We start from the raw sequence: 21762 nt of genomic DNA, 5'->3' as shown, positions 1-21762 counted from the left end.
GGTGCGTCGACGAAACAAACCGTCGAACCAGTCTTCGGCATTATCAAATCCGCGATGGGATTTCGTCAGTTTCCCGCGCGCGGTCTGGACAACGTGCGCGACGCATGGACCACCGTCCGCACGGCGAGGAACCTCGAACGCATGGCCGTCCTGCGCCCGCGGTAAGGAAATTCGCGGAAAAGTACGTTATTGGCCAAAAAAGCTATTTTCGAGAAAATAGCCTTTTGATTGGCTTTTTCAGCCAATCCGAAAGCTCGAGTCCGACAGGCGGCTGGGCGTCCTCGGCTGATTCCGTTGCGAACGACGCTCATTTTCCGCCAAGCAAGCCGGCGTCACAACCGGCCAGACGTCCACTGCGATGGCGCCGCCCCCTCGGCGCGCCGATAGGCCGATGTTGGGAACATCCATAATCGACAGGGCCGCGCGATTGCCTCATCCTTATTGGCTACGATACGCGCCCCATGGTGCGCGCCATGGCCCTCCTCTGGATCGGCCGGATCCGATCCGGCTTGCGATTCCCGCGTCTTTCGAGGGACAAGGATCAATCGTAGGAAAACCAATGACTCACGGAATAAAGAAAGAGAACAGCCGCCATGACAGCCGCGCCTTTCGATCTGGTCGACGCGAGGGATTCCTTCACCGACACGGATTGGTTTCACGCCTGCCGCAATGCTCAAACGCCTTACGTCGTCATCCGTAGCGGCGAGATGTCCGCCGACGTGCTCTGGGACTATGTCACCCTGCCGCCCTGCTGCGACGCCAGAATTCAAGCCAATTTCGCCGCCCTGGAACGCGAGGTCCGCGCCATCTTCGACCGCTTCGCGGTTCCCGGCTCCTATCTGCGGATCAAGCCGACCCTGATTTGCTTCGATCATCTGCCCGTCGCCCAGGCCAAACGCGCCGCGAGCGATCTCTATGGCGTCATCGCCTCTTATCTCCCCTCTGGGCCATCCCCATCCAGGCCCGAGGCCCCTCGGAAGAGCGATTCAGCCAACCCGCCCCCGGACGTTCACGACATCAATCGACCCATCGAGCCAGACATGGGCAACCGCCGGTTCTGGATGGAAGAACGCGACCACTCACCGTCCCCCGCCTGATCTTCCCAGGACCACCGCTTGTTTCCCAGGTCGCTCCCTGGCGATCCGCCAGGCCACCACACGCCCTTGAAGTCGCCGCCAGGCCCTCCGATTCGCCCGCGCTCGGGCGCGTCGGTGTTCCCAGCGGGCGCGACGACCGCCTTCGCCCCGCGCCAGGCCGACCCGAGCGGTCGATCGCGGACACTATATATCGAGATACAAAATCAAGACGCTACAACATATAGTGCCACCGACTAGACTTAGCCGAAAAATGCCTTACACTGCGCCCATGGGCCAGCGGCACCGCCACAGGGAAATCCAGATGACCCGCGGCCTTCTTCCCACACCGACCGATACCGAGGGCAGAGCATCATGCTGAACTGGGACGACCCACTCGCCGTGGCCACCAAGAACCCGAATCCTCGGGTGACGAGCGCCTTCGATGACGAGCCGCCGGCCGGGATCGAGACACCTCGGGTGATGGCGACGGCGGCGACCAGGAGCGCGTCCCACGACTCCCAGGCGCGCGCGCGACCTGGCCTGGGGCTGATCGACAACCAATCGCTGATGCTGACCGCCGGGGCCGCGCCGGTGGTGGATCCCAATCCCTTCGCCTCGCTCGATGATCCTCAAGCGGCCCTGCCGATCGAGGACACCCTGCTGCCCGCCATGCGAACAGCCGAACCGCCGAGCGGATCCAGCACCGCTCATCGCGAACAGGAGGCCAGCGTCGGCGGGGCCACCGGACTCGAGACCCTCGCGATGGGGGCCGGGCGTGTGCGCGTCGATGATAAGAAGATCATCAACTGTCACGCCGATCTCAACCAGCTCGTGCCCTTCAAGTACGACTGGGCCTGGCAGAAATATCTGGACGCCTGCGCCAACCACTGGATGCCGCAGGAGATCAACATGAACGCGGACATCGCGCTCTGGAAGGATCCCGATGGCCTGACCGAGGACGAGCGCACCATCATCAAGCGCAATCTCGGCTTCTTCTCGACCGCCGATTCACTGGTCGCCAACAACCTGGTATTGGCCGTCTATCGTCACATCACCAACCCCGAGTGCCGCCAGTATCTGCTGCGTCAGGCATTCGAGGAGGCGCTGCACACCCACGCCTATCAGTACGTGGTCGAGAGCCTGGGACTGGACGAGGGCGAGATCTTCAATATGTATCGGGAAGTCCCCTCGGTCGCGCGCAAGGCCGAATGGGCGCTGCCCTACACCCAGCACCTCGCCGATCCCCACTTCCACACCGGAACCACCGAGAACGACCAGACACTGCTGCGCGAACTGGTCGCCTTCTATGTCATCTTCGAGGGGATCTTCTTCTACGTCGGCTTCGTGCAGGTACTCAGCATGGGGCGGCGCAACAAGATGACCGGCACCGCCGAGCAGTTTCAGTACATTCTGCGCGACGAATCGATGCACATGAATTTCGGCATCGATGTCATCAATCAGATCAAGATCGAGAACCCACACCTCTGGACGACCGAGTTCAAGCAGGAGCTGGTGACCATGATCCGGGACGCGGTCGCCATGGAGGCCCGCTACGCCCACGACACCATGCCGCGCGGCGTGCTCGGGCTCAACGCGCCCATGTTCGAGGAATACCTTCAGTTCATCGCCAACCGCCGATGCGCCCAGATCGGACTGTCCGAACAGTATCCTGGCGCCGCCAACCCCTTCCCCTGGATGTCCGAGGTGCTGGATCTCAAGAAGGAGAAGAATTTCTTCGAAACGCGGGTGACGGAGTATCAAACCGGCGGTGCGCTGAACTGGGATTGACGGGCGCGTGGCGACGCCCTGGCTCGTCGCGGAAGGATCCAGACACACGAACAAACGGACGGCGAACCGTCCGTTCTTCATCGCACCAGCCCCGATTGAGTCCCAAAGCGAAGACCGGCTGATCGCAACCGAAGAACGCCCAAAAGGCAAACAGGCCGCGCCACCCCGCGACACCGACCACTGAACCTAAAAAGAGCTTTCAGCCTCCAGCCTCCAGCCTCCAGCTATTGGGAATCGGTCACTTGGCCATTGACCGAGACCGGCCGAGGCTAACCCATTGGGTGATGCCCGCAAGAAACGAAAACCTCGGCCATACACAACAGCTGGAGGCTGATCGCTGGCGGCTCTTTCTAGGCTGAACCGCCCCTACTCGTTCAACAGATCCCGAAACCCGGCCCGCAGCTTGGCAAGCTTAGGCGCGACGACCGCCTGGCAATACCCCTGCCTGGGATGAAGGCGATAGTAATTCTGGTGCTCATCCTCCGCCGGATAGAAGATCGGCGCCGGCGCCACCTGGGTCACGATGGGATGCGGCCAGATGCCGTCGGCGGTCAGCCTGGCGATGACCGACTCGGCGATCGCTCGCTGCTCCTCGCCGTGATGAAAGATGACCGATCGGTATTGAGTCCCGACATCCGCGCCCTGCCGGTCGGGCGTGCTTGGATCGTGAATGGCGAAGAAAACACCCAGCAGCGTCGCGAAGTCGATCAGAGCCTCGTCGAATTCGATCTGGACCACTTCGGCATGTCCGGTCGCGCCGGTGCAGACCTGCTGGTAGGTTGGATTCGCGCGTTGACCGCCTGCGTATCCGGACACCACCGACCGGACCCCCTTGAGTGATTGAAAGGTCGCCTCCAGGCACCAGAAACAGCCACCACCGAGCGTCGCCTTCTGTATCGTCATCGATTCGTCCCCCAGGTTGTTCATCGCCGGCCCGTTCGAGCCGGCTCATGGGACTGGGAGATGAGGGTGCGACCTGTCCGAGCCAAGCGCCCATCGCGCCAGGCGCCGGCCAATGACCAGCTTCGGACGGACCGGAAGGGGATGATCCTCGAAGTGGACGCCCGCCCGGCCGGCCGGCCGGCCGGTTGCGCACGAATTCCTGGGCTCACAAGGGATGCTCGTCGTCGCGCCCTCCCTCATGGATGATCACCCGCACGCGCGGCGCGTCGCCCCACTCGCGGACGATCTCGCCCGAGTACATGCCCTCGCGATCGCGAAAATAGAGTCGCAGGGTTTCCCGAATGGTCGGGAAAGCGAGCGTCTCCCAGGGGATTTCGGCCTCCGTGAACAGACGGACCTCCAGGCTCTCCTCGCCAGGGTGGAAATCCAGATCCAGGAGCCGGGCGCGAAAGAGCATATAGACCTGGTCGAGATGGGGCAGACTGAAGAGACTGTAGAGACGCCCGACCCGGACACGCGCATTGGCCTCTTCCAGGGTCTCGCGCGCGGCCCCATCCTCGGTGGTCTCGCCGCGCTCCATGAAGCCGGCCGGGAGGGTCCAGAGACCCAGGCGCGGCTGAATCGCCCGCCGACAGAGCAGGATCCGGTCCTCCCACTCCGGGATGCAGCCCACCACCACCTTGGGGTTCTGGTAATGAATGGTCCCGCACTGGCCGCAGACATGGCGCTCGCGGTTATCGCCGGAGGGGATGAGAAGGCTGACGGGGGCGCCACATCGGCTGCAATAATTCATGTCAATCCTGTCGATCGTCACCGAATGCAGTCGACAGATAGACAGAAGTCACGCGGATTTTCAAGGGCCAACCGCCTGGAGCGATCGAGATGAAGGCCGAACGGATACGGGTTCGAGGGCTGGTGCAAGGGGTCGGATTCCGACCGACGGTCTGGCGCCTCGCCCGCGCCCTCGGTCTGGTCGGTGATGTCCGCAACGACGGCGAGGGCGTGCTGATCCGCGTCCAGCCGGGCGACTCGACCGAGACGGAGTCGATCGATCGCTTCTGCGCGCGACTGCGAGCGGAATGCCCGCCCCTGGCGCGGATCGACGCGATCGAGCGCCAGCCCCTGGAGACCGCGCTCGTCACCCAGTCTTTCGTGATCCTGGCCAGCGAAGCCACCGAGATCCATACGAGCCTCGCCGCCGACGCGGCCACCTGCCCCGCCTGCGCGTCCGAGATCCGCGATACGTCCAACCGACGCTACCGCTATCCCTTCACCAACTGCACCCATTGCGGCCCGCGACTGAGCATCGTGCGCGGCCTCCCCTACGACCGCGCGCGGACCAGCATGGCGGCCTTTCCCATGTGTCCACGCTGCCAGGCCGAGTACGAGGATCCCGGCGACCGTCGCTTCCACGCCCAGCCCAACGCCTGCCCGGACTGCGGACCCAGGGTCTGGCTGATCGACGCGGATGGCGCCGAGCCGACAGCCGCCGACAGGGGCGATCGGGATGCCATCGCCGCCGCCAGCCGGTTGCTGGACGCGGGCCGGATCCTGGCCATCAAAGGCATCGGCGGTTTCCATCTCGCCTGCGATGCCACCAACGAGCCGGCCGTCGCCGAATTGCGCGGTCGCAAGCGCCGCTTCGCCAAGCCCTTCGCCCTGATGGCGCGGGATCTGGCGGTGATCCGGACCTATTGTCACCTCTCGGACCAGGAGGCCGAGCTACTGCGAAGCCCGGCGGCCCCGATCGTCCTGCTGGATCGATGCGCCAACGCCGACGGAACGTCCGCCGGACTGGCCTCCGCGATCGCCCCCGGCCAGGTCACGCTCGGCTTCATGTTGCCCTACAGCCCGCTCCACCATCTTTTGCTGGCCGACTGGGATCGCCCGCTGATCATGACCAGCGGCAACCTGAGCGACGAGCCGCAATGTCTCGACAATCAGGACGCGAGCCAGCGTCTCAAGCCGATCGCCGATTTCTCGCTGCTACACGATCGCGACATCCAGAACCGGGTCGACGACTCGGTTGTACGCGTCATGGCCGGTGCCCCGCGACGGCTGCGCCGGGCACGCGGCTACGCCCCGGCGCCCAGGCCGCTGCCACCCGGATTCGCCGAGTCACCGCCGATCCTCGCCTTCGGCGGCGAACTGAAAAACTGCTTCTGTCTGGTCCGCGACGGCGAGGCGATCCTCTCCCAGCATCTCGGTGATCTGGAAGAGGCCAGAACGTCCCGCGAATACGAGGCTACGCTCCGGCTCTATCGCGACCTTTTTCAGCATCGACCCGCGATCCTGGCCGTGGATCTCCATCCGGACTATCGCTCCACGCTCATCGGCCGCGCCTGGGCGGAGCGTGAGGGGCTGCCGCTGGTCGGCGTCCAGCACCATCACGCCCACCTCGCCTCGGTGCTGGCCGACAACGACCGGCCACTCGACGCCGATCCGGTGCTCGGGATCCTCCTCGATGGTCTGGGTCTCGGCGACGACGGCACGCTCTGGGGCGGCGAGTTCCTGCTCGGCGACTACCGAGACTACCGCCGCGTCGGGCACCTGAAGCCGGTCGCCATGCCGGGCGGAACCCAGGCGATCCTGGAGCCCTGGCGCAATCTACTGGCGCAACTCGAGGCCGCCGACGGCTGGGACGCCATGCGCGCCCGTTACCCAGACCTGGAGGTCACGCGAAGACTGAGCGACAAGCCGATTGAACTGATACAAACACTGATCGAACGCGGATTGAATGCCCCGCGGTCCAGCTCGGCCGGGCGACTCTTCGACGCCGTGGCGGCCGCGCTCGGACTCGGGGGTGAGCGGGTGACTTATGAGGGGCAGGCCGCGATCGAGCTTGAGGCCCTCGCCACGGGGGCGATCGACGCCTCGACGCCCGGCTATCCTTGCCGGCTCGACCAGGAGTCATCCGCGTGGCAACTGGATGCGGCCCCACTCTGGGGGGCGCTGTTCACCGATCTCGCCCAGGGTGTCGCGCCGGCACGCATCGCGGCCCGTTTCCACGTCGGCTTCGCGGACGCGATCGTGGATACGGCCGTACGGCTGGCGAGGACACACGGCGTCACGACCGTCGCGCTCTCGGGTGGCGTCTTTCAGAACAGGATTTTGATGGAGTCAGTCACCAAGGGTTTGAGCGCCGCCGGACTGAACCCGCTCGGTCAGCGGCACGTACCGTCGAACGACGGCGGCCTGGCGCTCGGTCAGGCGAGCGTCGCGGCGGCCCGAGCACTGACTCGGACGTCGCGGCGCATGGAACGCGACGAGACATAGGGGTTTGATTGGCATGCCCCGCCCGGTCGATATCGGAGACGATGGTGGCGAGTTTGTCCTGGATCGAGCGCATTGATACGCACCCCCAACGACAAACGGGCTAGCCACTGTCGCGGCTAACCCGTTATGCTTGATTGGCGTCCCCACGGGGGTTCGAACCCCGGTTACCGCCGTGAAAGGGCGGTGTCCTAGGCCACTAGACGATGGGGACAGTTACTATTTTTAGATCGATTTCAAGGCGGCCTAATACCTTGAATGATCTTGAATTTGGTGGAGCCAGGCGGGATCGAACCGCCGACCTCAACACTGCCAGTGTTGCGCTCTCCCAGCTGAGCTATGGCCCCATGGCTTCGAGACGCGAAATACTATAGGTCTTTCTCGGACCTGTCCAGTAGTTTTAAAATTTTGTTGTTCAGGCATCGCCCCTATATGAGGCGCCAGTACCATCGGAGACCTTCCGGGCTTGCGCGCCAAGCAAGCTTAGGGGTATTTTTGGACTACGAATCAATGAGATCCAACCCCAATGATGCGAATCATGCTGTTTCTAGCCACCAACGTCGCGATACTGATCGTCATCAGTGTCGTCTTCAGACTGCTCGGAATCGATGGCGTCCTCCTGGAGAGCGGCGGGATCGACATGGGCGCGCTCCTGATCATGGCCGCCATCATCGGTTTCAGCGGCTCGCTCATCTCGCTTTTCCTGTCCAAGACGATGGCCAAGAGCGGCATGGGGGTCCACGTCATTGAGCATCCCTCGACTCCGCTGGAGCAGTGGCTGATGGAAACCGTCGCGCGCCAATCCGAGCGCGCCGGTATCCGTATGCCCGAGGTCGGCCTCTTCGACTCCCCCGATCCAAACGCCTTCGCGACCGGCTGGAATCGCAACGACGCCCTAGTGGCCGTAAGCACCGGCCTGCTGCGCCACATGAGCCGTGACGAGGTGGAAGCGGTCGTCGGACACGAGATCAGCCACGTCGCCAATGGCGACATGGTAACGCTCGCCCTCATCCAGGGCGTGGTCAACACCTTCGTGGTCTTCCTCGCCCGGATCATCGGCCACATCGTCGACCGCGTGATTCTGAAAAACGAACAGGGTTATGGCGTCGGCTATTTCATCGCCTCGATCATCGCCGAACTCATGCTATCCATCCTCGCCAGCATGATCGTGATGTGGTTCTCGCGCTTCCGCGAATACCGGGCCGACGAAGGCGGCGCCAACCTCACCAGCCGACGCCAGATGGCCAACGCCCTGCGCGCGCTGCAACGGGTTCACGAACCCCAGGATCTGCCGGCCGGCGAATTCGCCGCCTTCGGCATCTCCGGCAAGATCGGCGAAGGCTTCATGGCCCTCTTCCGCAGCCACCCACCGCTGGAAAAACGCATCGCCGCGCTGGAGCAAGGCCCCTACTGATCGACACACCCAAGCGCGCGGAGATTCAGAAGCCCCGTCCTGCCCCGACTCCGGTCGGGGCTTTTCGCGCCTGGTCAACGCGGTCAAAGAAGGCCCAATCCCTCTGACCTCAACCCGCCGGGTGCGATCGGATCTTTCGAAACCCACCTGGCTGCGCTAATCTAGCGGGCCAAACGCAAATTCCTCTCCAACAGCCCGGATGGCGAAATTGGTAGACGCAAGGGACTTAAAATCCCTCGGCTTCGGCCGTGCCGGTTCGACCCCGGCTCCGGGCACCACAATTGAGTCAAAGAGTTATCGGTTCTCGCTTCAACAGAGAGGTTCGAGACCCGTCAATCCGGGCCAAATCCGAGCCAACAGCCTTCAAAACCCGGCCTATAGAATGTCGACGTTCGTTCGGGTCGCGGTACAGGAATTCGAGGCTCCGGCGGTCCGCCGATAGCCACGGCGGGTCAGATGCTCTGGCGCACGCGAATCACTGGGTCCAGTCTTCAACCGTCAGCCCAGCGACTTGAGTAAAGGCTCGGTCATTGGTGACCAAAACCGCGTCGACGCCGAGCGCGTGCGCGGCAATCAGCAGATCCAGCGGCGCCAGGTTCTTTCCTTGACGCTCCAGGGCGGCCCGCTCGGTTCCATAACGCTCGGCAATGGCGCTGTCCCAGGGCAGCACATCGACGCGGCGCAGAAATTCCCGGACGACGCGGTGGAGGCGCGGCGCGTCCGGTCGCTTCGCCAGACCAAACAGCAATTCGGCCTCGGTGATCGCCGAGAGGCACAGGGCGGCCATGGGCACGGCCACGAGGCGCGCGGCAACGGCGGGATGCTCCTTGAGCAGGTGACTGACGGTGTTGGTGTCGAGCAGATAGCGCCTCATTCGCACCATCCCTGCAAAGGATCGCGATTTTGCATGCCCTGGTGGCGTTCCTGTGCGTCCAGGAAATCGGCGGGTATCCCGGCACCCTTGAGCGCGGCGAAAAAATCGTCCCAGGTCGAGGGTTTGCGCGACAGGATCACATCGCCGGTTTCCGGATCCTGACGAATGAAGACTTCCTTGGTCTCGAACCGATAAGCCGCTGGCAAGCGCACCGCCTGGCTGCGACCGTTGGTGAAGAGCTTGGCAACTTGGGTCATGGCGGTATCCTCTGGCACGATGTTCAGGTGAGCGTATGACTGACCGTGAGATAGATCAAGATCTATACTCGGCTATCTTACCTGCCGCGCAAGATTGGCCGACAGCCGCCTTCACCTAATCGACAGGGAAGATCTCATGACTGAAGTTTCCTGAAATTTCGCACCTCTCGATTCTGTCCTTCTCAAGTACGCTCCGAGGCTCAAGCTTTGTAGGGACGCCATTGCCGGGGTTCGTTCCCGCCCAAGTCCAGGTTATGGTCGCACCCCACTCCAAACGCCACCAGCACCGCTTCAAGGCGCAGTCCTCGAGGAATGCTTTTGCACCACGGCATCGATGCAGCAACATCGATCCTGATAGAGCACCGGAAGCGTGTACCAGACTCGAGACGAACCCCGAAGACATAAATGACAAATTCACTTTAAATATTAAATTATTACGCAACCTTCGCATCACAAATCGCGTCAAGAAAGCGACTCAATTTTGTTACACAAACGATAGGGGAAACAAGGAGAAATCGCTTACATCCTTGATTTGCATGGAAACAAATAGCTGGCCCTTTTATTGCTTAATTTAACCCGCCTGAATCGGAACCTAAACTGCTTCGAGTTATACGAAGCACACGTCACAACCATGCACTACTCAGGCAATCAAATTGTCAACTCCTAATTACCGAGGTCGGCCAATGAAAAAATTTATCTATCTACTAAGTGGACTCGCGATGCTTGCGACAACAAGCATCGCAAGTGCCGCCACGATTAATGGATCGGTGGAAATCGTCGGAACGATGGAGACCAAGGGAACACTCCCAACTGCAACAGGAATTAATTTCAAGACATCCGGGGTTTCAGATTGGGACGTGGATAACGCACAGGGCGACCTGGAGCCAATGCTTGGTGCTAACACCATAAACAACACCCTAAAAATGTACGATTTCGCATTCAGTGACATCGCCGGAACCTCGATATGGGAATTCAATAAAAACTCCCATAATTTCAAGTTTGTTACCGAATCCATATCCAACGTACAAACCAGCAATGAGCTTTCGGTCACGATTTCTGGCACATTAAGTTCGAGCAACTTTGACAATACGGCCGCCGTGTTCCGATTCACTACTCAGTTGAATAGCGGCGAGGTGAAGGCTTCATTCTCCAGCGGAACCTCGTCCGTAGTACCGGTGCCGGCGGCCGCTTGGCTTTTCGGTTCAGCGCTCTTCGGCGGGGCGGCCATTGGTCGCCGCAAGTCGTTAAGCTCGGGAAAGGCTGATAAAACAGCCTGATAGACCTATTTTGTCGGGTCGGTCATCGGTGATTGCACGGATGACCGACCCGGACCCGCTGTTTCATGGCCTGCTGGATGAAGACGCGGCTTTCGCTCACCACATCCTCAAGGAAGCCGGAAGACCCAGACAGTTCGTTAGGATCCCGGCGCCGAGAAGTCACGAGGAGGCCAAGCGACCTTTGATATGCAATGAATACAGCATATCCTCATCCGCGATGTGATCGATCAGCCAGTCCTGAGTGATATCCAAAGCACGATCCGCGAGATCCTGACTGGGTCCGAAGATCATCAGATCATTCTCCAGCTCGTCCAGACTCCGAAAGAAAGCGACATGCTGTCGCAGATGTTCCTTGATGGCGGGATAGTCGTGCTCGCGCATGAAGACCTCCTCCGTCTGGAAATGACTCTCCGCATAATCCCGCATGAAAGTGATCGCCTCGGTGACGGCGCTCTTCCCCTCGCGATCCAGGATATCCTCGTACAGGCGATGCGAGGCCGCAAAAAAACCGCGATGCTGCTGATCGATATCGGCGATGCCGATCAGGTAAACGTCGGACCAATCTCTTAACATGTGACACCCAGCCTTGATCGTGTACGGATGCGCGGACGGGCCAGCCTGGCCATTCATGACGGATATACCTCGACCGCCCCCTCGCACCCTGGAAAATGTGTTCGTGATGCAATTCCGCATGGCCTATGGACGAGCCACCTCCCCGCGACGAAACCCAACGCCTGTCTCACGATCAAGCCGGGTACCAAAGAATCCGCCGAGCGGTTTAGGGATCCTTTCTCGGTTCCGATCATAGCCGCTCGGGTCACGGTCAACAATCCATCGCCCGGAGAGATCCCGGATCAGGCCCCGCGCGCGGACACAAATCGAAAAGAGCAGTTTACGAGAGATTTGCTACAGTAAATTCATCGGGATTTTAATGTCCCGCCAATATTGGAGCCATCCGATCGTGGAACCTGAATTTGCAAAACTCTCGGAGCGAATCGGAACCCGTCTTCGCGCGGAAAGACAACGGCGCGGCTGGTCGTTGCGAGACCTTTCCATGCGCACCGACGGGCAACTTTCCAAATCCAGAATCAGCAACTATGAACAGGGCATTCGCCGCATGAGCCTGGAGGCCGCTTCGCAACTGGCGTCCGCGCTGGAGTCGGTGACTCCCGCTTGGCTGTTGCTGCTTGATGAGTTCGAACCACTGCTTGAGGAGGAGCGCGGTCTGATCGAGGGTTTCAGAGCCATGGACAAGGCCCGCCGCCGACAGCTATTGGACCTGCTTGACGGCTCAAGAACACCAGAAGATCCCCCGATCATCAGCCATGAAGCGCGCAAGTTAATACCACGGCAAGAACCCCAGGGACCGCACTAGCACAGCCGCCGCCGCCCTCAGGTCTTGCCGGGGAGGTTCCCGGTGATGAAGCTTTAACTTCACATGCCCGGTGGTCCGGTGATCTTGAATCAGGCCAAGGTTCCGATAAGAAAGATGGCCGCGAAGATGGCGCACAGTGGAACCGCCAGCCATAGGACGACCTGGCTGAGCGCGCGGCCGGTCGACATCCGGATGGCGATGAGGCCAAGCAGCAAACCCAGGAGGCCAGCCGCCATGCCGGAGAAGAACAGGGTCTGTACGCACTCGGTCTGACAGGTGCGCGCCTCGTAGGATCCGGACAGCATGGCGGTCGCGGTCATCAGGGTCAGCATCCAGCCGGCGCCGGTGAGCAGTAGGCCGAACAAGGGGACAACATTCATGGTCTTCCTCCTCCATTCTCGGCAAGGACCGGCGTCGAAAGAGGCTCCGACAGCCGGTCGATGAACAGACACAGGGTGAAATCCAAATGTATTTCCGAATCAGGCGATTTCCGGGGAAACCCGCGCTGACTCGGCCATGTCCCGCCAGAGCCCGATGCCTTTCCCGCCAGACCGTGATCAGCCTTGCGTCTGGGACTGGAGCTCCGATCCGAGCGGCGGCGGAAACCAGGTCCGGGCGATCTCGTCGTGCAACTCGCCGATGCCGACCTGGAGTTCGTCGACGAAGGCATGGATCTGCTGCTGGTTCAGTCGCCTGGGTTCGACGCCTTCAAGGGTCCGTTTGAGCCGGCCAGCCACGCGCAGGGTCGATTCGTTGCGCGGCAGCTTTTCCAAGCCCTTGCGTAGCGATTCGAGGCTGTAATTGACCGAGCGCGGAAAGGCCGGATGCTGGAAGAGGAAGCGCAGCACGGGACCGCGCAGCACCCGAATCTGCTCGCTGCGCCGATAGGCTTGATAGCCGGTGAGCGATTTGAGCACGCTGACCCACTGGATGGTCTCGAAGGGACGCAGTTCGGTGGTTTCCTCGGGCAGCAGGTTGGCCGAGCGCACGTCGATGATGCGGGTGGTCATGTCGGCGCGCTCCAGGAAACGGCCGAGATGCAGGAAGTCGTAGCCCTGATCATGCAGCATGGTCCCGGAGAGCATGCCCGTGATCGTTTGAGCGCCCTGGATGATGTGCTTGAGATAGGCGTGCCGCCCACCCTTGGTCATGCCCCGATCCAGTTCCTCGCGGGCGAAGAAGTAGAGCGCGTTGAGCTGCTCCCATGCCTCGCGCGGAACGAAATCGCGGATGACGCGGCAGTTCTCGCGCGCCGCGACCAGCGCCGAGAGGATCGAGCAGGAGTTGCGCTCGTCACTGATCAGGAAACGCAGGACGTGACGCTCGCTGTAGTCCTTGTAATGTTCCTCGAAGAGCGCGTTCGCGCCCGTGATGTAGATCAATGGACCCCAGCCGGGGGCGATACCCTTGGGCAGGTCCAGTAGCAGGTTGGCGTTGACGGTGACGATACGGGCGGTGTTTTCCGCCCGTTCGACATAACGGGACAGCCAGTAGATATTTTCCGCGACACGCGACAGCATGAAATCCGCTCCCTTCGGCTATTCGGCTTCGGATTGATCGGGCAGGATCCAGGTGTCCTTGCTGCCGCCACCCTGGGATGAGTTGACGACCAGCGAACCCTTGCGCATGGCGACCCGCGTCAGTCCGCCCATGGTCACCTGCTGGCGATCCGCCGAGAGGATGAAGGGGCGCAGATCCACATGGCGCGGCTCCAGTTTGTTGCCGATGATGGTCGGAACCGTGGAGAGCTTGAGGGTCGGCTGGGCGATGTAGTTGCGCGGATCCTTCTTGATCAGCCCGGCGAACATCTCGCGCTCGGCCTTGGTCGAGGCCGGCCCGACCAGCATGCCGTAGCCGCCCGACTCGTTCGCCGGCTTCACCACCAGTGACTCCAGGTTCGCCAGGGTATAGGCCAGGGCGTCCGGCTCCATGCAGCGATAGGTGGGGACATTGGGGATGATGGGATCCGCGTCCAGGTAGTAGCGGATGATCTCGGGCACGAAGGCGTAGACCACCTTGTCGTCCGCCACCCCGGCTCCGGGGGCGTTGGCCAGCGCGACCTTGCCGGCCTTCCAGGCGCGCATCAGACCCGGTACGCCAAGCGCCGAGTCCGGCAGGAAGGACTCCGGATCCAGAAAAAGATCGTCGATGCGACGGTAGACGACATCGACCCTGGCCGCCCCGTCGACGGTGCGCATGTAGACGCAGTCGTCATCGTCGACAAAGAGATCGCGCCCCTCGACCAGTTCGCAGCCCATCTGTTGAGCCAGATAGGCGTGCTCGAAATAGGCCGAGTTGTAGATGCCGGGCGTGAGCACCACCACCGCCGGATAATCGGCCGGACGCGGCGAGAGCGCGGCCAGGGTGTCGAAGAGCTGGGACGGATAATCGTCGACCGGTAGCGGCGCGTAGTGCTCGAACAGCTCGGGAAACACCCGCTTGGTCACCAGCCGGTTCTCCAGCATGTAGGAGACGCCCGAGGGCACCCGCAGATTGTCCTCCAGCACATAGAGCACCCCGTCCGCGTCGCGCACCAGGTCGGAGCCACAAATGTGCGCCCAGATCCCGAGCGGCGGATTCACGCCCACGCATTGGGGTCGGAAATTCACCGATTTGGCCAGCACCTCGGCCGGGAAGACGCCGTCCTTGATGATTTGTTGGTCGTGATAGAGATCGTCGATGAAGAGGTTGAGGGCCTGGACCCGCTGACGCAGCCCGGCCTCGACCCGATTCCACTCGGACTGCGGGATGATGCGCGGGATGATATCGAAGGGCCAGGTTCGATCGATCGCCCCGCCCTCCTCCGAATAGACGGTGAAGGTGATGCCCATTTCCTTGATGGAGACATTGGCCGCCTCCTGTCGGGCCACCAGTTCCTCGGGGCCGAGCGCCTCGAGATCCTGGAGCAGCCCCTCGACGCTGGAGCGCCCCTTGCCGGGGGCCTCGACCAACTCGTCGTACAAACCCTCGCAGGGATAGTCGTTCCAATCGATACTCATGACGCGAGACCTGAAGCCGGATGCCTAAAGGGGCGGATGCGGGCGAGCCGAGAGGGTCCGGACTCGCGCCGGATCGAGTATGCTGGACACGAGACCTGGAAGTCCATCCCGCCACCGCGCCCGTCCGGCGCGGAGATCGATCAGACGGCCGCGTCGACCTTTCTCTCGACCCCATAGATTTCCCAGGGTCGCCGCACCCGGCCGGCCAGGAAGGACCGATCCGGATCCACCAGCGCCCGGCCGGCGACGGCGGTGCGCCCCAGCAACATCCGAAAGAGCATGCTCTCGCGATTGGTCAGGGTCACCTCGATCGGCCATTCCTGGCCGGTCAGCGACAGGCGGGTCTGGATCACGTAGCGCTCCTCGCGATGACCGCCGGAGTCGGAGACCCGCCGCTGGTCGATCACGGGGGCCTCGCCATGGATCACGACATCCGTTCGGCGCTGAAGCGGATGCACCCCGAAGCGTGCATGGAGCCGCCCCCGACGACGGAAGGTATCCACGTAGAAGGCGTGCAGCGTCGAGGTGCGCGCCCCCGTGTCGATCTTGGCCTTGACCAGGGTCAGACCCAGGTCCGGGAGCGCGAGCCATTCGCGCCAGCCCAGCCGCATAGCGCCAGATTCCGTGTCGGTATCAATCATGCCGCCACCTCCGGGAAGGGAAGAACCGCGCGGCCAGGAGAGGCTTGGTCACAGGTCTCATGACGCGAATGAATCCTCCCCTTCGGTCAGGATATGGATGTCATTACGAGAGTGACCGAGCTGGGACCATGCCTAAATCCGCCCTGGCAACCGCCTGAATGTACCCTACCGAAGACCACTCGGTCATTAGCCAGCCCGCGTTCAAGCCAGGCGGGCAAGAATCGACGCCATCTCGGCAACTAGCCTAGAATCGCGCCCAACTTCAACCGACCGCGGCCGTTTCCGGCCGGAGCCCCATGCACGGACACACCCTTGCCCTCTTTCTTTCCTTGCTGTTTCCGTCACTCCAGGTCGCCGCCGAGGTGGGCACGGCCAAGATCATGGCCCCCTGGGAGGCCAACGGACAGTTATTTCAGGTCGGGGTGGACAAGCTCCAGTTCATCGGCACCTTCGAGGGCATCATGTACATCGAGCAAGGTGACGGGCTCTTCGACGCCGCGCTCTTCACCTGTCCCAGCACTCAGATCATCCATGTCCTCAACAATCAGATCTCCGGGCAGGGCTATTGCACCATCGAGAGCCCGACCGGCGACTACGTCTTCGCCGAGTTCACCTGCGACGGCGAGCCCGGCGCCTGCAAGGGCAAGTTCACCATCACGGGCGGAACCGGCAAACTGACGGGCATCACCGGCGAAAGCCCGATGATAGTGCGCACCGCCCTGAGCGGAACCGCCATCGACGGCGAGTCGGGCGGAACCGTGTCCGCCGCCAAGGGTCTCGCGGTCTGGCCCGAGATGCGCTTCGATGTTCCGGGCCGCAGCGCCACGTCCGGACTGCTCGGCACGGGACCGAGCGAACCCGAGGCCAAGACGCCGGACAATCCGGAGGGGTCGGAGACGATTGAAATCCCGGACCAACTCGGAGACTCGGCTCCCGAATAGCCGCGTCGGACCGCGAGACGAGGCCTCCCCGCGACCAGGCTCCGAAACGATCAGGGGCCTTCGGGCTCGAACGCCAGCGAGACCGAGTTGATGCAGTAACGCAATCCGGTCGGACGCGGGCCGTCGGGAAACAGATGCCCCAGGTGCGCGCCGCAGCTCCGGCAATGAACCTCGGTGCGGCGCATGCCGTGGCTGACGTCCTCCTCGGTCGCGACCGCCTCCGGATCGGCCGCTTGCCAGAAGCTCGGCCAGCCGGTGCCGGAATCGAACTTGGCGTCCGACGCGAACAGGCTCTCCCCACAACAGCCGCAGCGGTAGACGCCTTTCTCCTTGAAGGCATGATAGCGTCCCGTGAAGGCGGGCTCCGTGCCCTTCTCCCGGCAGACGCGATACTGCTCCGGCGTGAGTTCCGCGCGCCATTCCGCATCCGATTTGTCGATTTTTTTGTTCATATCGCCCTCGTTCGATGCCCGATTGACTGTTCGCGCCCGTCCTTGAGCCACCAGGGGGCGCCACTTATACTCGCCAGCCCGCCGATCGATTCACGGAAGCCCCCATGACCATCCGTTCCTTCAATCCACCCGTGCGCACTCTCATGGGGCCTGGCCCCGCCGATGTCCACCCGCGCGTGCTCGCCGCCCTGGCCCGCCCCACCATCGGGCACCTGGACCCCGCCTTCGTCGCCATGATGGAGGAGCTGAAGGAACTGCTGCGCGGGGCCTTCCGGACCCGCAACGCCATGACCATGCCGATTTCCGCGCCCGGTTCGGCCGGCATGGAGACCTGCTTCGTCAATCTGGTCGAGCCGGGCGACGCGGTGGTGGTCTGCGTCAACGGCGTCTTCGGCGGACGCATGCTGGAGAACGTCGAGCGCGCCGGCGGCCGGCCCATCCCGGTGCCCGGCGTCTGGGGTCGCGCGGTCGATCCCAATCAGGTCGAGGACAGCCTCAAGCGCCATCCGGAGGCGCGCCTGCTCGCCTTCGTCCAGGCCGAGACCAGCACCGGCGCCCAGTCGGACGCCCGAACGCTGGCCGGGATCGCGCGTCGTCACGACTGTCTGACCATCGTCGACGCCGTGACCTCGCTCGGCGGATCGCCGCTGGAGGTGGATGCCTGGGGGCTGGACGCGGTCTATTCGGGCTCGCAGAAATGTCTCTCCTGCACCCCTGGACTGGCCCCGGTGACCTTCAACGAGCGCGCCCTGGACAAGGTGCGCGCCCGCGCGACCAAGGCGCGGAGCTGGTTCCTCGACCTGAGCCTCGTCATGGGTTACTGGAACGGCGAGGGGAAACGCACCTATCACCACACCGCGCCGGTCAACGCCCTCTATGCGCTGCACGAGTCGCTGCTGATGCTGGCCGAGGAAGGCATCGAAGCCTCCTGGGAGCGTCACGCCCGCCACCATCGCGCCCTGCGCGCCGGTCTGCAGGCGCTCGGGCTGGAACTGATCGTCCCCGAGGCCGAGCGTCTGCCGCAACTCAACAGCGTGAGCATTCCCGCCGGGATCGATGAGGCGGCCCTGCGCGCCCGTCTGCTCGCGCGCCATGGCCTGGAGATCGGGGCCGGACTCGGCGAACTCGCCGGTCGGATCTGGCGCATCGGACTCATGGGCCATAGCAGTCGTCCCGCCAACATCCTGCTCTGTCTCGGCGCGCTGGCCAGCGAACTCGCGGCCATGGGCCATCCCGCCGATGGCGGACAAGCGCTCACGGCGGCGCGGGCGGTGCTTGATCTGGACGGAGCCTCGGACTGAGGAAGGCGCCGCATGTTTCTGCCCAACCGCCATAACCTCTGGTTCCGTCTCCTCTTCGCCCTGGCGACCATGGCGCTCTTCGTGCTCGGCTACCAATGGGGCAATCAGCATCGACAGGGCGCGACCGGACCGCTCCAGATCGGCGGCGTCCTCATCCAGCCGCCGGGCGAGATTCCGGATTTCAGTTTCAAGGATCCCTTCGGCCGCCCCGTCGCCCGCACGGACCTGGACGCGGGCTGGACCCTGCTGGCCTTCGGCGATCTCGCCGACGCCTCGGGGCAGCGCGCCGTTCGGCGACTGATCGACGTCAATAACCGGCTCGCCGACCAACGGGGGCTGCTCGAAAAGCTTGGCTTGGTCCTGATCACGGGCGACGGGAATAGCACCCTGGCCCGCGACTTCGCCCGCCTGTCCCCCGCCCTGCGGCTGCTCGGCGGCACGCCGGACGAGATCGCGCCGCTGCGCGACGCCCTGGGGCTACCGACCCAGGACTCGCCGACCCTCTTCGTGATCGCCCCCGGCGGTCATCTGCTGGCCCTGTTCCCGGAAACCCAGGACGGCGGCGCCATGGCCGAGGATCTGAAAGCGATCCTGGCGAACGCTCACACCCTGCTTCCGGAGACACCATGACCGATTCCGCCTCAACGCGCCTCAAGGCGCGTCTCTTCATCGCGCTGCAACACCTGATTCCTCAGCTCTGGCTCTCGGAGCGGATGCATGGGCTGGCGCGCCTGCGATGGAAGCCGCTCAAGAACCTCCTGATCCAGACCTTCGCGCATCTCTATAGAATCGACATGCGCCAGGCGCTGGAGCCGGATCTGGCCGCCTATCCGCACTTCAACGCCTTCTTCACGCGCGCCCTCAAGCCCGAGGCCCGGCCCCTGGATCCGGCCCCCGACGCCATCCTCTGCCCGGTGGACGGCGCCATCAGTCAAATCGGCCCCATCACCCAGGGCCGGCTGATCCAGGCCAAGGGACGCGATTACGGTGTCCGGGAGTTGCTGGCGCTGGAGCCGGACGAACCCCATCCCTTCGATGGCGGCACCTTCGCGACCATCTATCTCGCGCCCCATGATTACCACCGCATCCACATGCCGCTCGCCGGACGTCTCGACCGCATGACCCATGTGCCGGGGCGTCTGTTCAGCGTCAACGCCACCACGGCGACCGGCGTGCCCGATCTCTTCGCCCGCAACGAACGGGTCGTCTGCCGCTTCGAGACCGAAACCGGTCCCATGGCCCTGATCCTGGTGGGCGCCATCTTCGTCGGCGGGATCGAGACCACCTGGGCGGGCCAGATCACGCCGCCCCATTCAGGCACCCGGCTCAAGCACTGGGACCAGACCGCCGACGGCCCCGCGAATCCACTGGAGCGTGGCGCGGAGATGGGGCGTTTCAATCTCGGCTCGACCGTGATCCTGCTCTTCCCGCCCGGTCGCGCCCGATGGGCGCCCGCCCTGGTCCCCGGAGACAAGGTCCGGCTCGGGCAACGTCTGGGCGTCATCGCCGGGGCCGATGCCAAGCCCTGAACTGGATCGCCAGCCCATCGCCTGCCGGCCCGGCTGCGCCGCCTGCTGTATCGCCGTCTCGATCAGCAGCCCCATCCCGGAGATGCCAGCGGGCAAACCCGCCGGGACGCCCTGCGCGCAGCTCGCCCCGGATCTCGCCTGCCGACTCTTCGGTTCACCCGAGCGCCCCAGGGTCTGCCTATCCCTATCGCCGAATCGAGAAATGTGCGGCACCGACAGAACCCAGGCCATGCGTTATCTCGCCGAGCTAGAGCGCCTGACCGCGCCCGCCGACGCCTGATTCGATGGGCTTTCCAGCGATCGAACCTCGGTCGGCGCGCTCAGTCGCCGTATTCGCCTCTTCGGGATTCGTCGAAATATTGCTCGTACTTTCCGCTTTGCCTCAACTTCTTCAACCCTCGATTGAAGCGCTCCATCATTTCAGTATTTCGTTCACCATGGCGGCTCAACAAAAGATAGTCGCAGTGTTTTCCGATCGGGATATCGTGATGTGTGAACAAGTCGACCGTTTCGGGATCATAGAGCTCATGTAGCTGAAAATAGCCGATATCCATCAGTTGCGGGAAAACGTCGATACGCCCGCCGCGCAGTTTCTTGAAGTTCAACTCGTCGGACGTGGTTCTTTCCACCTTGATTCGACCCGAGCTTTCAGCCTCGAAGAACCCGCGAGAATACATATAGCCAAGCGTACCCCCGATACGCAGATCCCTGAGATCATCGAAATCGATCCAGTCGAATGAAAGGGACTTCAGGTGGAAGAAGACCCAGGGGGCCTCCCATACCGGAAGGCTGACATGAAATTTCCGTTCCCTTTCGGGATTCTTGTCCCAACCGACCGCTCCATCCCAGGTTCCTTCCTCCGCCAATTTCAGCGAACGCTTCCAGGGGAAAAAACCATATTCGACCCGGACGCCCTCCATGGCGAACGCCTCCGACACGATCCGCGAACCCACGCCGTAATGCTTGAGATGGCTCGAAAAATAGGGAGGCCACTCGCCGTTCGTCAGTCGGATCCTATCCTCGGCGAAGCCAAGGCCGAGCCAGCAGATACTCAATAGCATCCAGACGATTCCGATAGCCCTCATGAATCCTCCCGTCGGTCTGGAACCGCGACCCGAGCATCGATGCGCGTTGGGCTGGCGCGACGAGATGGATTCGACGAAGCGTCCATTTCGATGAGCGGCTCCGGCCTACCGATGAAATAGCCCTGGGCGAAATCCACTCCCATCGATTTGATCTTATTATAAAGCTCCTCGCTGCTCACGAACTCCGCGATGGTCGTGATGCCGAGCTTGCCGGCGAACGAGATAAGGGTCTCCAGGACGATCTCGGAGTTCCTGTCAACGATGATGTTTTTTATGAGCGAGCCGTCGATCTTAAGGAAATCGACATCCAACTGGATGAGGCTCTCGAAATTCGAGTAGCCGCTGCCAAAATCATCCATCGCGATTCGAGCGCCATACCTCTTCACCTCCGCGATGAACGCCACGAGCGCGTCCGAATTGGAGACCCGTTCCGAATGGCACTAAGATAAGCCCAACCTGCTGAAACGCATGAGAAAGGCTGGCGGTGGTGGTAGGCTGAGAGTGGCCAAACCCAACTGCCCACCCGTGGAGCCAGCCCCCATGCATCCTCGTCAGCGCGCCGCGCAGCGGCAACGAC

General features: G+C 62.7%; 22 protein-coding genes, 3 tRNA genes and 2 pseudogenes. 13 read left to right on the top strand and 14 right to left on the bottom strand.

Going from position 1 to position 21762, the window contains the following annotated elements; translation table 11 throughout:
• Positions 1 to 3: 3 nt before the first annotated feature.
• The 3 genes and pseudogenes from CKO27_RS05440 to CKO27_RS05430 form a co-directional block, all read left to right on the top strand.
• A pseudogene (locus CKO27_RS05440) lies at positions 4 to 165 on the top strand (transposase); the annotation flags it as partial.
• Between the two features lie 428 nt (positions 166 to 593).
• Positions 594 to 1097, top strand: coding sequence for a hypothetical protein (locus CKO27_RS05435; RefSeq protein WP_200373866.1), 504 nt, complete (start codon positions 594 to 596; stop codon positions 1095 to 1097).
• A 459-nt stretch (positions 1098 to 1556) separates the two neighbouring features.
• Positions 1557 to 2864, top strand: coding sequence for a ribonucleotide-diphosphate reductase subunit beta (locus CKO27_RS05430; protein WP_420825816.1), 1308 nt, complete (start codon positions 1557 to 1559; stop codon positions 2862 to 2864).
• A 366-nt stretch (positions 2865 to 3230) separates the two neighbouring features.
• Here the strand turns inward: CKO27_RS05430 and msrA are convergent, their stop codons facing one another.
• On the bottom strand, positions 3231 to 3767 hold the full coding sequence (gene msrA, locus CKO27_RS05425; protein WP_200373864.1) for a peptide-methionine (S)-S-oxide reductase MsrA: 537 nt from the start codon (positions 3765 to 3767) through the stop codon (positions 3231 to 3233).
• 205 nt (positions 3768 to 3972) lie between these two features.
• The gene (locus CKO27_RS05420) at positions 3973 to 4560 is read right to left on the bottom strand and encodes an NUDIX hydrolase (protein WP_200373863.1); all 588 of its coding nucleotides are present in this window, start codon (positions 4558 to 4560) and stop codon (positions 3973 to 3975) included.
• Positions 4561 to 4649: 89 nt separating this feature from the next.
• On the opposite strand from CKO27_RS05420, the gene hypF reads away from it, so the two are divergent.
• Positions 4650 to 7043: a carbamoyltransferase HypF gene (hypF, locus tag CKO27_RS05415; RefSeq protein WP_200373862.1), complete on the top strand. Its 2394-nt coding sequence runs from the start codon at positions 4650 to 4652 to the stop codon at positions 7041 to 7043.
• A gap of 135 nt (positions 7044 to 7178) precedes the next feature.
• Here the strand turns inward: hypF and CKO27_RS05410 are convergent.
• Together CKO27_RS05410 and CKO27_RS05405 are read right to left on the bottom strand one after the other, a co-directional pair.
• Positions 7179 to 7254 (bottom strand) — tRNA-Glu (locus CKO27_RS05410).
• A 57-nt stretch (positions 7255 to 7311) separates the two neighbouring features.
• Positions 7312 to 7387, bottom strand: a tRNA-Ala gene (locus CKO27_RS05405).
• Positions 7388 to 7566: 179 nt separating this feature from the next.
• On the opposite strand from CKO27_RS05405, the gene htpX reads away from it, so the two are divergent.
• Together htpX and CKO27_RS05395 are read left to right on the top strand one after the other, a co-directional pair.
• Entirely contained in the window at positions 7567 to 8454 is an 888-nt protein-coding gene (htpX, locus tag CKO27_RS05400; protein ID WP_200373861.1) for a protease HtpX, read from the top strand.
• A gap of 193 nt (positions 8455 to 8647) precedes the next feature.
• A tRNA-Leu gene (locus CKO27_RS05395) sits at positions 8648 to 8732 on the top strand.
• A 197-nt stretch (positions 8733 to 8929) separates the two neighbouring features.
• On the opposite strand, the gene CKO27_RS05390 is transcribed toward CKO27_RS05395, so the two are convergent.
• Both CKO27_RS05390 and CKO27_RS05385 read right to left on the bottom strand, forming a co-directional pair.
• Positions 8930 to 9328, bottom strand: coding sequence for a type II toxin-antitoxin system VapC family toxin (locus CKO27_RS05390; protein WP_200373860.1), 399 nt, complete (start codon positions 9326 to 9328; stop codon positions 8930 to 8932).
• Positions 9325 to 9585 carry an antitoxin gene (locus CKO27_RS05385; protein WP_200373859.1) on the bottom strand — a complete coding sequence of 87 codons (261 nt, stop codon included), beginning with the start codon at positions 9583 to 9585 and terminating at the stop codon, positions 9325 to 9327. Before CKO27_RS05385 ends, CKO27_RS05390 begins: the two co-directional genes overlap by 4 nt.
• 683 nt (positions 9586 to 10268) lie before the next feature.
• Here CKO27_RS05385 and CKO27_RS05380 point away from each other — a divergent pair.
• Positions 10269 to 10862: a VPLPA-CTERM sorting domain-containing protein gene (locus tag CKO27_RS05380; RefSeq protein WP_200373858.1), complete on the top strand. Its 594-nt coding sequence runs from the start codon at positions 10269 to 10271 to the stop codon at positions 10860 to 10862.
• Between the two features lie 159 nt (positions 10863 to 11021).
• Here CKO27_RS05380 and CKO27_RS05375 read toward each other — a convergent pair whose 3' ends face one another.
• A complete protein-coding gene (locus CKO27_RS05375; RefSeq protein WP_200373857.1) occupies positions 11022 to 11435 on the bottom strand; it encodes a bacteriohemerythrin in 414 nt (137 codons plus the stop codon).
• Positions 11436 to 11793: 358 nt separating this feature from the next.
• Here CKO27_RS05375 and CKO27_RS05370 point away from each other — a divergent pair, with 358 nt between their 5' ends.
• Entirely contained in the window at positions 11794 to 12237 is a 444-nt protein-coding gene (locus CKO27_RS05370; RefSeq protein WP_200373856.1) for a helix-turn-helix domain-containing protein, read from the top strand.
• A gap of 89 nt (positions 12238 to 12326) precedes the next feature.
• Here CKO27_RS05370 and CKO27_RS05365 read toward each other — a convergent pair whose 3' ends face one another.
• The 4 genes from CKO27_RS05365 to CKO27_RS05350 form a co-directional block, all read right to left on the bottom strand.
• Positions 12327 to 12617: a hypothetical protein gene (locus CKO27_RS05365; RefSeq protein ID WP_200373855.1), complete on the bottom strand. Its 291-nt coding sequence runs from the start codon at positions 12615 to 12617 to the stop codon at positions 12327 to 12329.
• A 177-nt stretch (positions 12618 to 12794) separates the two neighbouring features.
• Complete coding sequence (locus tag CKO27_RS05360) at positions 12795 to 13757, bottom strand: alpha-E domain-containing protein (RefSeq protein WP_200373854.1); 963 nt, start codon at positions 13755 to 13757, stop codon at positions 12795 to 12797.
• An 18-nt stretch (positions 13758 to 13775) separates the two neighbouring features.
• Positions 13776 to 15236 (bottom strand): circularly permuted type 2 ATP-grasp protein, encoded by a 1461-nt coding sequence (locus CKO27_RS05355; RefSeq protein WP_200373853.1) that lies wholly within the window; start codon positions 15234 to 15236, stop codon positions 13776 to 13778.
• A 140-nt stretch (positions 15237 to 15376) separates the two neighbouring features.
• Positions 15377 to 15877 (bottom strand): ATP-dependent zinc protease family protein, encoded by a 501-nt coding sequence (locus tag CKO27_RS05350; RefSeq protein WP_200373852.1) that lies wholly within the window; start codon positions 15875 to 15877, stop codon positions 15377 to 15379.
• Between the two features lie 296 nt (positions 15878 to 16173).
• Between CKO27_RS05350 and CKO27_RS05345 the strand changes: the two genes are divergently transcribed.
• A complete protein-coding gene (locus CKO27_RS05345) occupies positions 16174 to 16818 on the top strand; it encodes a hypothetical protein (protein WP_242470749.1) in 645 nt (214 codons plus the stop codon).
• 50 nt (positions 16819 to 16868) lie between these two features.
• Here CKO27_RS05345 and msrB read toward each other — a convergent pair whose 3' ends face one another.
• On the bottom strand, positions 16869 to 17270 hold the full coding sequence (msrB, locus tag CKO27_RS05340) for a peptide-methionine (R)-S-oxide reductase MsrB (protein WP_200373851.1): 402 nt from the start codon (positions 17268 to 17270) through the stop codon (positions 16869 to 16871).
• 104 nt (positions 17271 to 17374) lie between these two features.
• Between msrB and CKO27_RS05335 the strand changes: the two genes are divergently transcribed.
• From CKO27_RS05335 to CKO27_RS05320, 4 genes are read left to right on the top strand one after another with little or no spacing between them, the layout of a single operon-like run.
• Positions 17375 to 18571 (top strand): pyridoxal-phosphate-dependent aminotransferase family protein, encoded by a 1197-nt coding sequence (locus CKO27_RS05335; protein ID WP_200373850.1) that lies wholly within the window; start codon positions 17375 to 17377, stop codon positions 18569 to 18571.
• Positions 18572 to 18583: 12 nt separating this feature from the next.
• A complete protein-coding gene (locus CKO27_RS05330; protein ID WP_200373849.1) occupies positions 18584 to 19201 on the top strand; it encodes an SCO family protein in 618 nt (205 codons plus the stop codon).
• On the top strand, positions 19198 to 20100 hold the full coding sequence (gene asd, locus CKO27_RS05325; RefSeq protein ID WP_200373848.1) for an archaetidylserine decarboxylase: 903 nt from the start codon (positions 19198 to 19200) through the stop codon (positions 20098 to 20100). Before CKO27_RS05330 ends, asd begins: the two co-directional genes overlap by 4 nt.
• A complete protein-coding gene (locus tag CKO27_RS05320; protein WP_200373847.1) occupies positions 20087 to 20380 on the top strand; it encodes a YkgJ family cysteine cluster protein in 294 nt (97 codons plus the stop codon). The genes asd and CKO27_RS05320 overlap by 14 nt, the downstream gene beginning before the upstream one ends.
• Before the next feature lie 40 nt (positions 20381 to 20420).
• On the opposite strand, the gene CKO27_RS05315 is transcribed toward CKO27_RS05320, so the two are convergent.
• On the bottom strand, positions 20421 to 21161 hold the full coding sequence (locus tag CKO27_RS05315) for a substrate-binding periplasmic protein (RefSeq protein WP_200373846.1): 741 nt from the start codon (positions 21159 to 21161) through the stop codon (positions 20421 to 20423).
• Between the two features lie 20 nt (positions 21162 to 21181).
• Positions 21182 to 21601: pseudogene (locus CKO27_RS05310) on the bottom strand (EAL domain-containing protein); the annotation flags it as partial.
• Positions 21602 to 21762 lie beyond the last annotated feature (161 nt).

Origin of the sequence: Thiocystis violacea, assembly GCF_016583575.1 — a bacterium.
Classification (GTDB): domain Bacteria; phylum Pseudomonadota; class Gammaproteobacteria; order Chromatiales; family Chromatiaceae; genus Thiocystis; species Thiocystis violacea.
Note: the sequence above shows the minus strand (reverse complement) of the source record. Positions and strands in the feature narration are given on the sequence as shown.

Coding starts and splice junctions, on each gene's coding strand:
- CKO27_RS05435 (WP_200373866.1), top strand. CDS start 594: ATGACAGCCGCGCCTTTCGATCTGGTCGACGCGAGGGATTCCTTCACC.
- CKO27_RS05430 (WP_420825816.1), top strand. CDS start 1,557: ATGGCGACGGCGGCGACCAGGAGCGCGTCCCACGACTCCCAGGCGCGC.
- msrA (WP_200373864.1), bottom strand. CDS start 3,767: ATGACGATACAGAAGGCGACGCTCGGTGGTGGCTGTTTCTGGTGCCTG.
- CKO27_RS05420 (WP_200373863.1), bottom strand. CDS start 4,560: ATGAATTATTGCAGCCGATGTGGCGCCCCCGTCAGCCTTCTCATCCCC.
- hypF (WP_200373862.1), top strand. CDS start 4,650: ATGAAGGCCGAACGGATACGGGTTCGAGGGCTGGTGCAAGGGGTCGGA.
- htpX (WP_200373861.1), top strand. CDS start 7,567: ATGATGCGAATCATGCTGTTTCTAGCCACCAACGTCGCGATACTGATC.
- CKO27_RS05390 (WP_200373860.1), bottom strand. CDS start 9,328: ATGAGGCGCTATCTGCTCGACACCAACACCGTCAGTCACCTGCTCAAG.
- CKO27_RS05385 (WP_200373859.1), bottom strand. CDS start 9,585: ATGACCCAAGTTGCCAAGCTCTTCACCAACGGTCGCAGCCAGGCGGTG.
- CKO27_RS05380 (WP_200373858.1), top strand. CDS start 10,269: ATGAAAAAATTTATCTATCTACTAAGTGGACTCGCGATGCTTGCGACA.
- CKO27_RS05375 (WP_200373857.1), bottom strand. CDS start 11,435: ATGTTAAGAGATTGGTCCGACGTTTACCTGATCGGCATCGCCGATATC.
- CKO27_RS05370 (WP_200373856.1), top strand. CDS start 11,794: ATGTCCCGCCAATATTGGAGCCATCCGATCGTGGAACCTGAATTTGCA.
- CKO27_RS05365 (WP_200373855.1), bottom strand. CDS start 12,617: ATGAATGTTGTCCCCTTGTTCGGCCTACTGCTCACCGGCGCCGGCTGG.
- CKO27_RS05360 (WP_200373854.1), bottom strand. CDS start 13,757: ATGCTGTCGCGTGTCGCGGAAAATATCTACTGGCTGTCCCGTTATGTC.
- CKO27_RS05355 (WP_200373853.1), bottom strand. CDS start 15,236: ATGAGTATCGATTGGAACGACTATCCCTGCGAGGGTTTGTACGACGAG.
- CKO27_RS05350 (WP_200373852.1), bottom strand. CDS start 15,877: ATGATTGATACCGACACGGAATCTGGCGCTATGCGGCTGGGCTGGCGC.
- CKO27_RS05345 (WP_242470749.1), top strand. CDS start 16,174: ATGCACGGACACACCCTTGCCCTCTTTCTTTCCTTGCTGTTTCCGTCA.
- msrB (WP_200373851.1), bottom strand. CDS start 17,270: ATGAACAAAAAAATCGACAAATCGGATGCGGAATGGCGCGCGGAACTC.
- CKO27_RS05335 (WP_200373850.1), top strand. CDS start 17,375: ATGACCATCCGTTCCTTCAATCCACCCGTGCGCACTCTCATGGGGCCT.
- CKO27_RS05330 (WP_200373849.1), top strand. CDS start 18,584: ATGTTTCTGCCCAACCGCCATAACCTCTGGTTCCGTCTCCTCTTCGCC.
- asd (WP_200373848.1), top strand. CDS start 19,198: ATGACCGATTCCGCCTCAACGCGCCTCAAGGCGCGTCTCTTCATCGCG.
- CKO27_RS05320 (WP_200373847.1), top strand. CDS start 20,087: ATGCCAAGCCCTGAACTGGATCGCCAGCCCATCGCCTGCCGGCCCGGC.
- CKO27_RS05315 (WP_200373846.1), bottom strand. CDS start 21,161: ATGCTATTGAGTATCTGCTGGCTCGGCCTTGGCTTCGCCGAGGATAGG.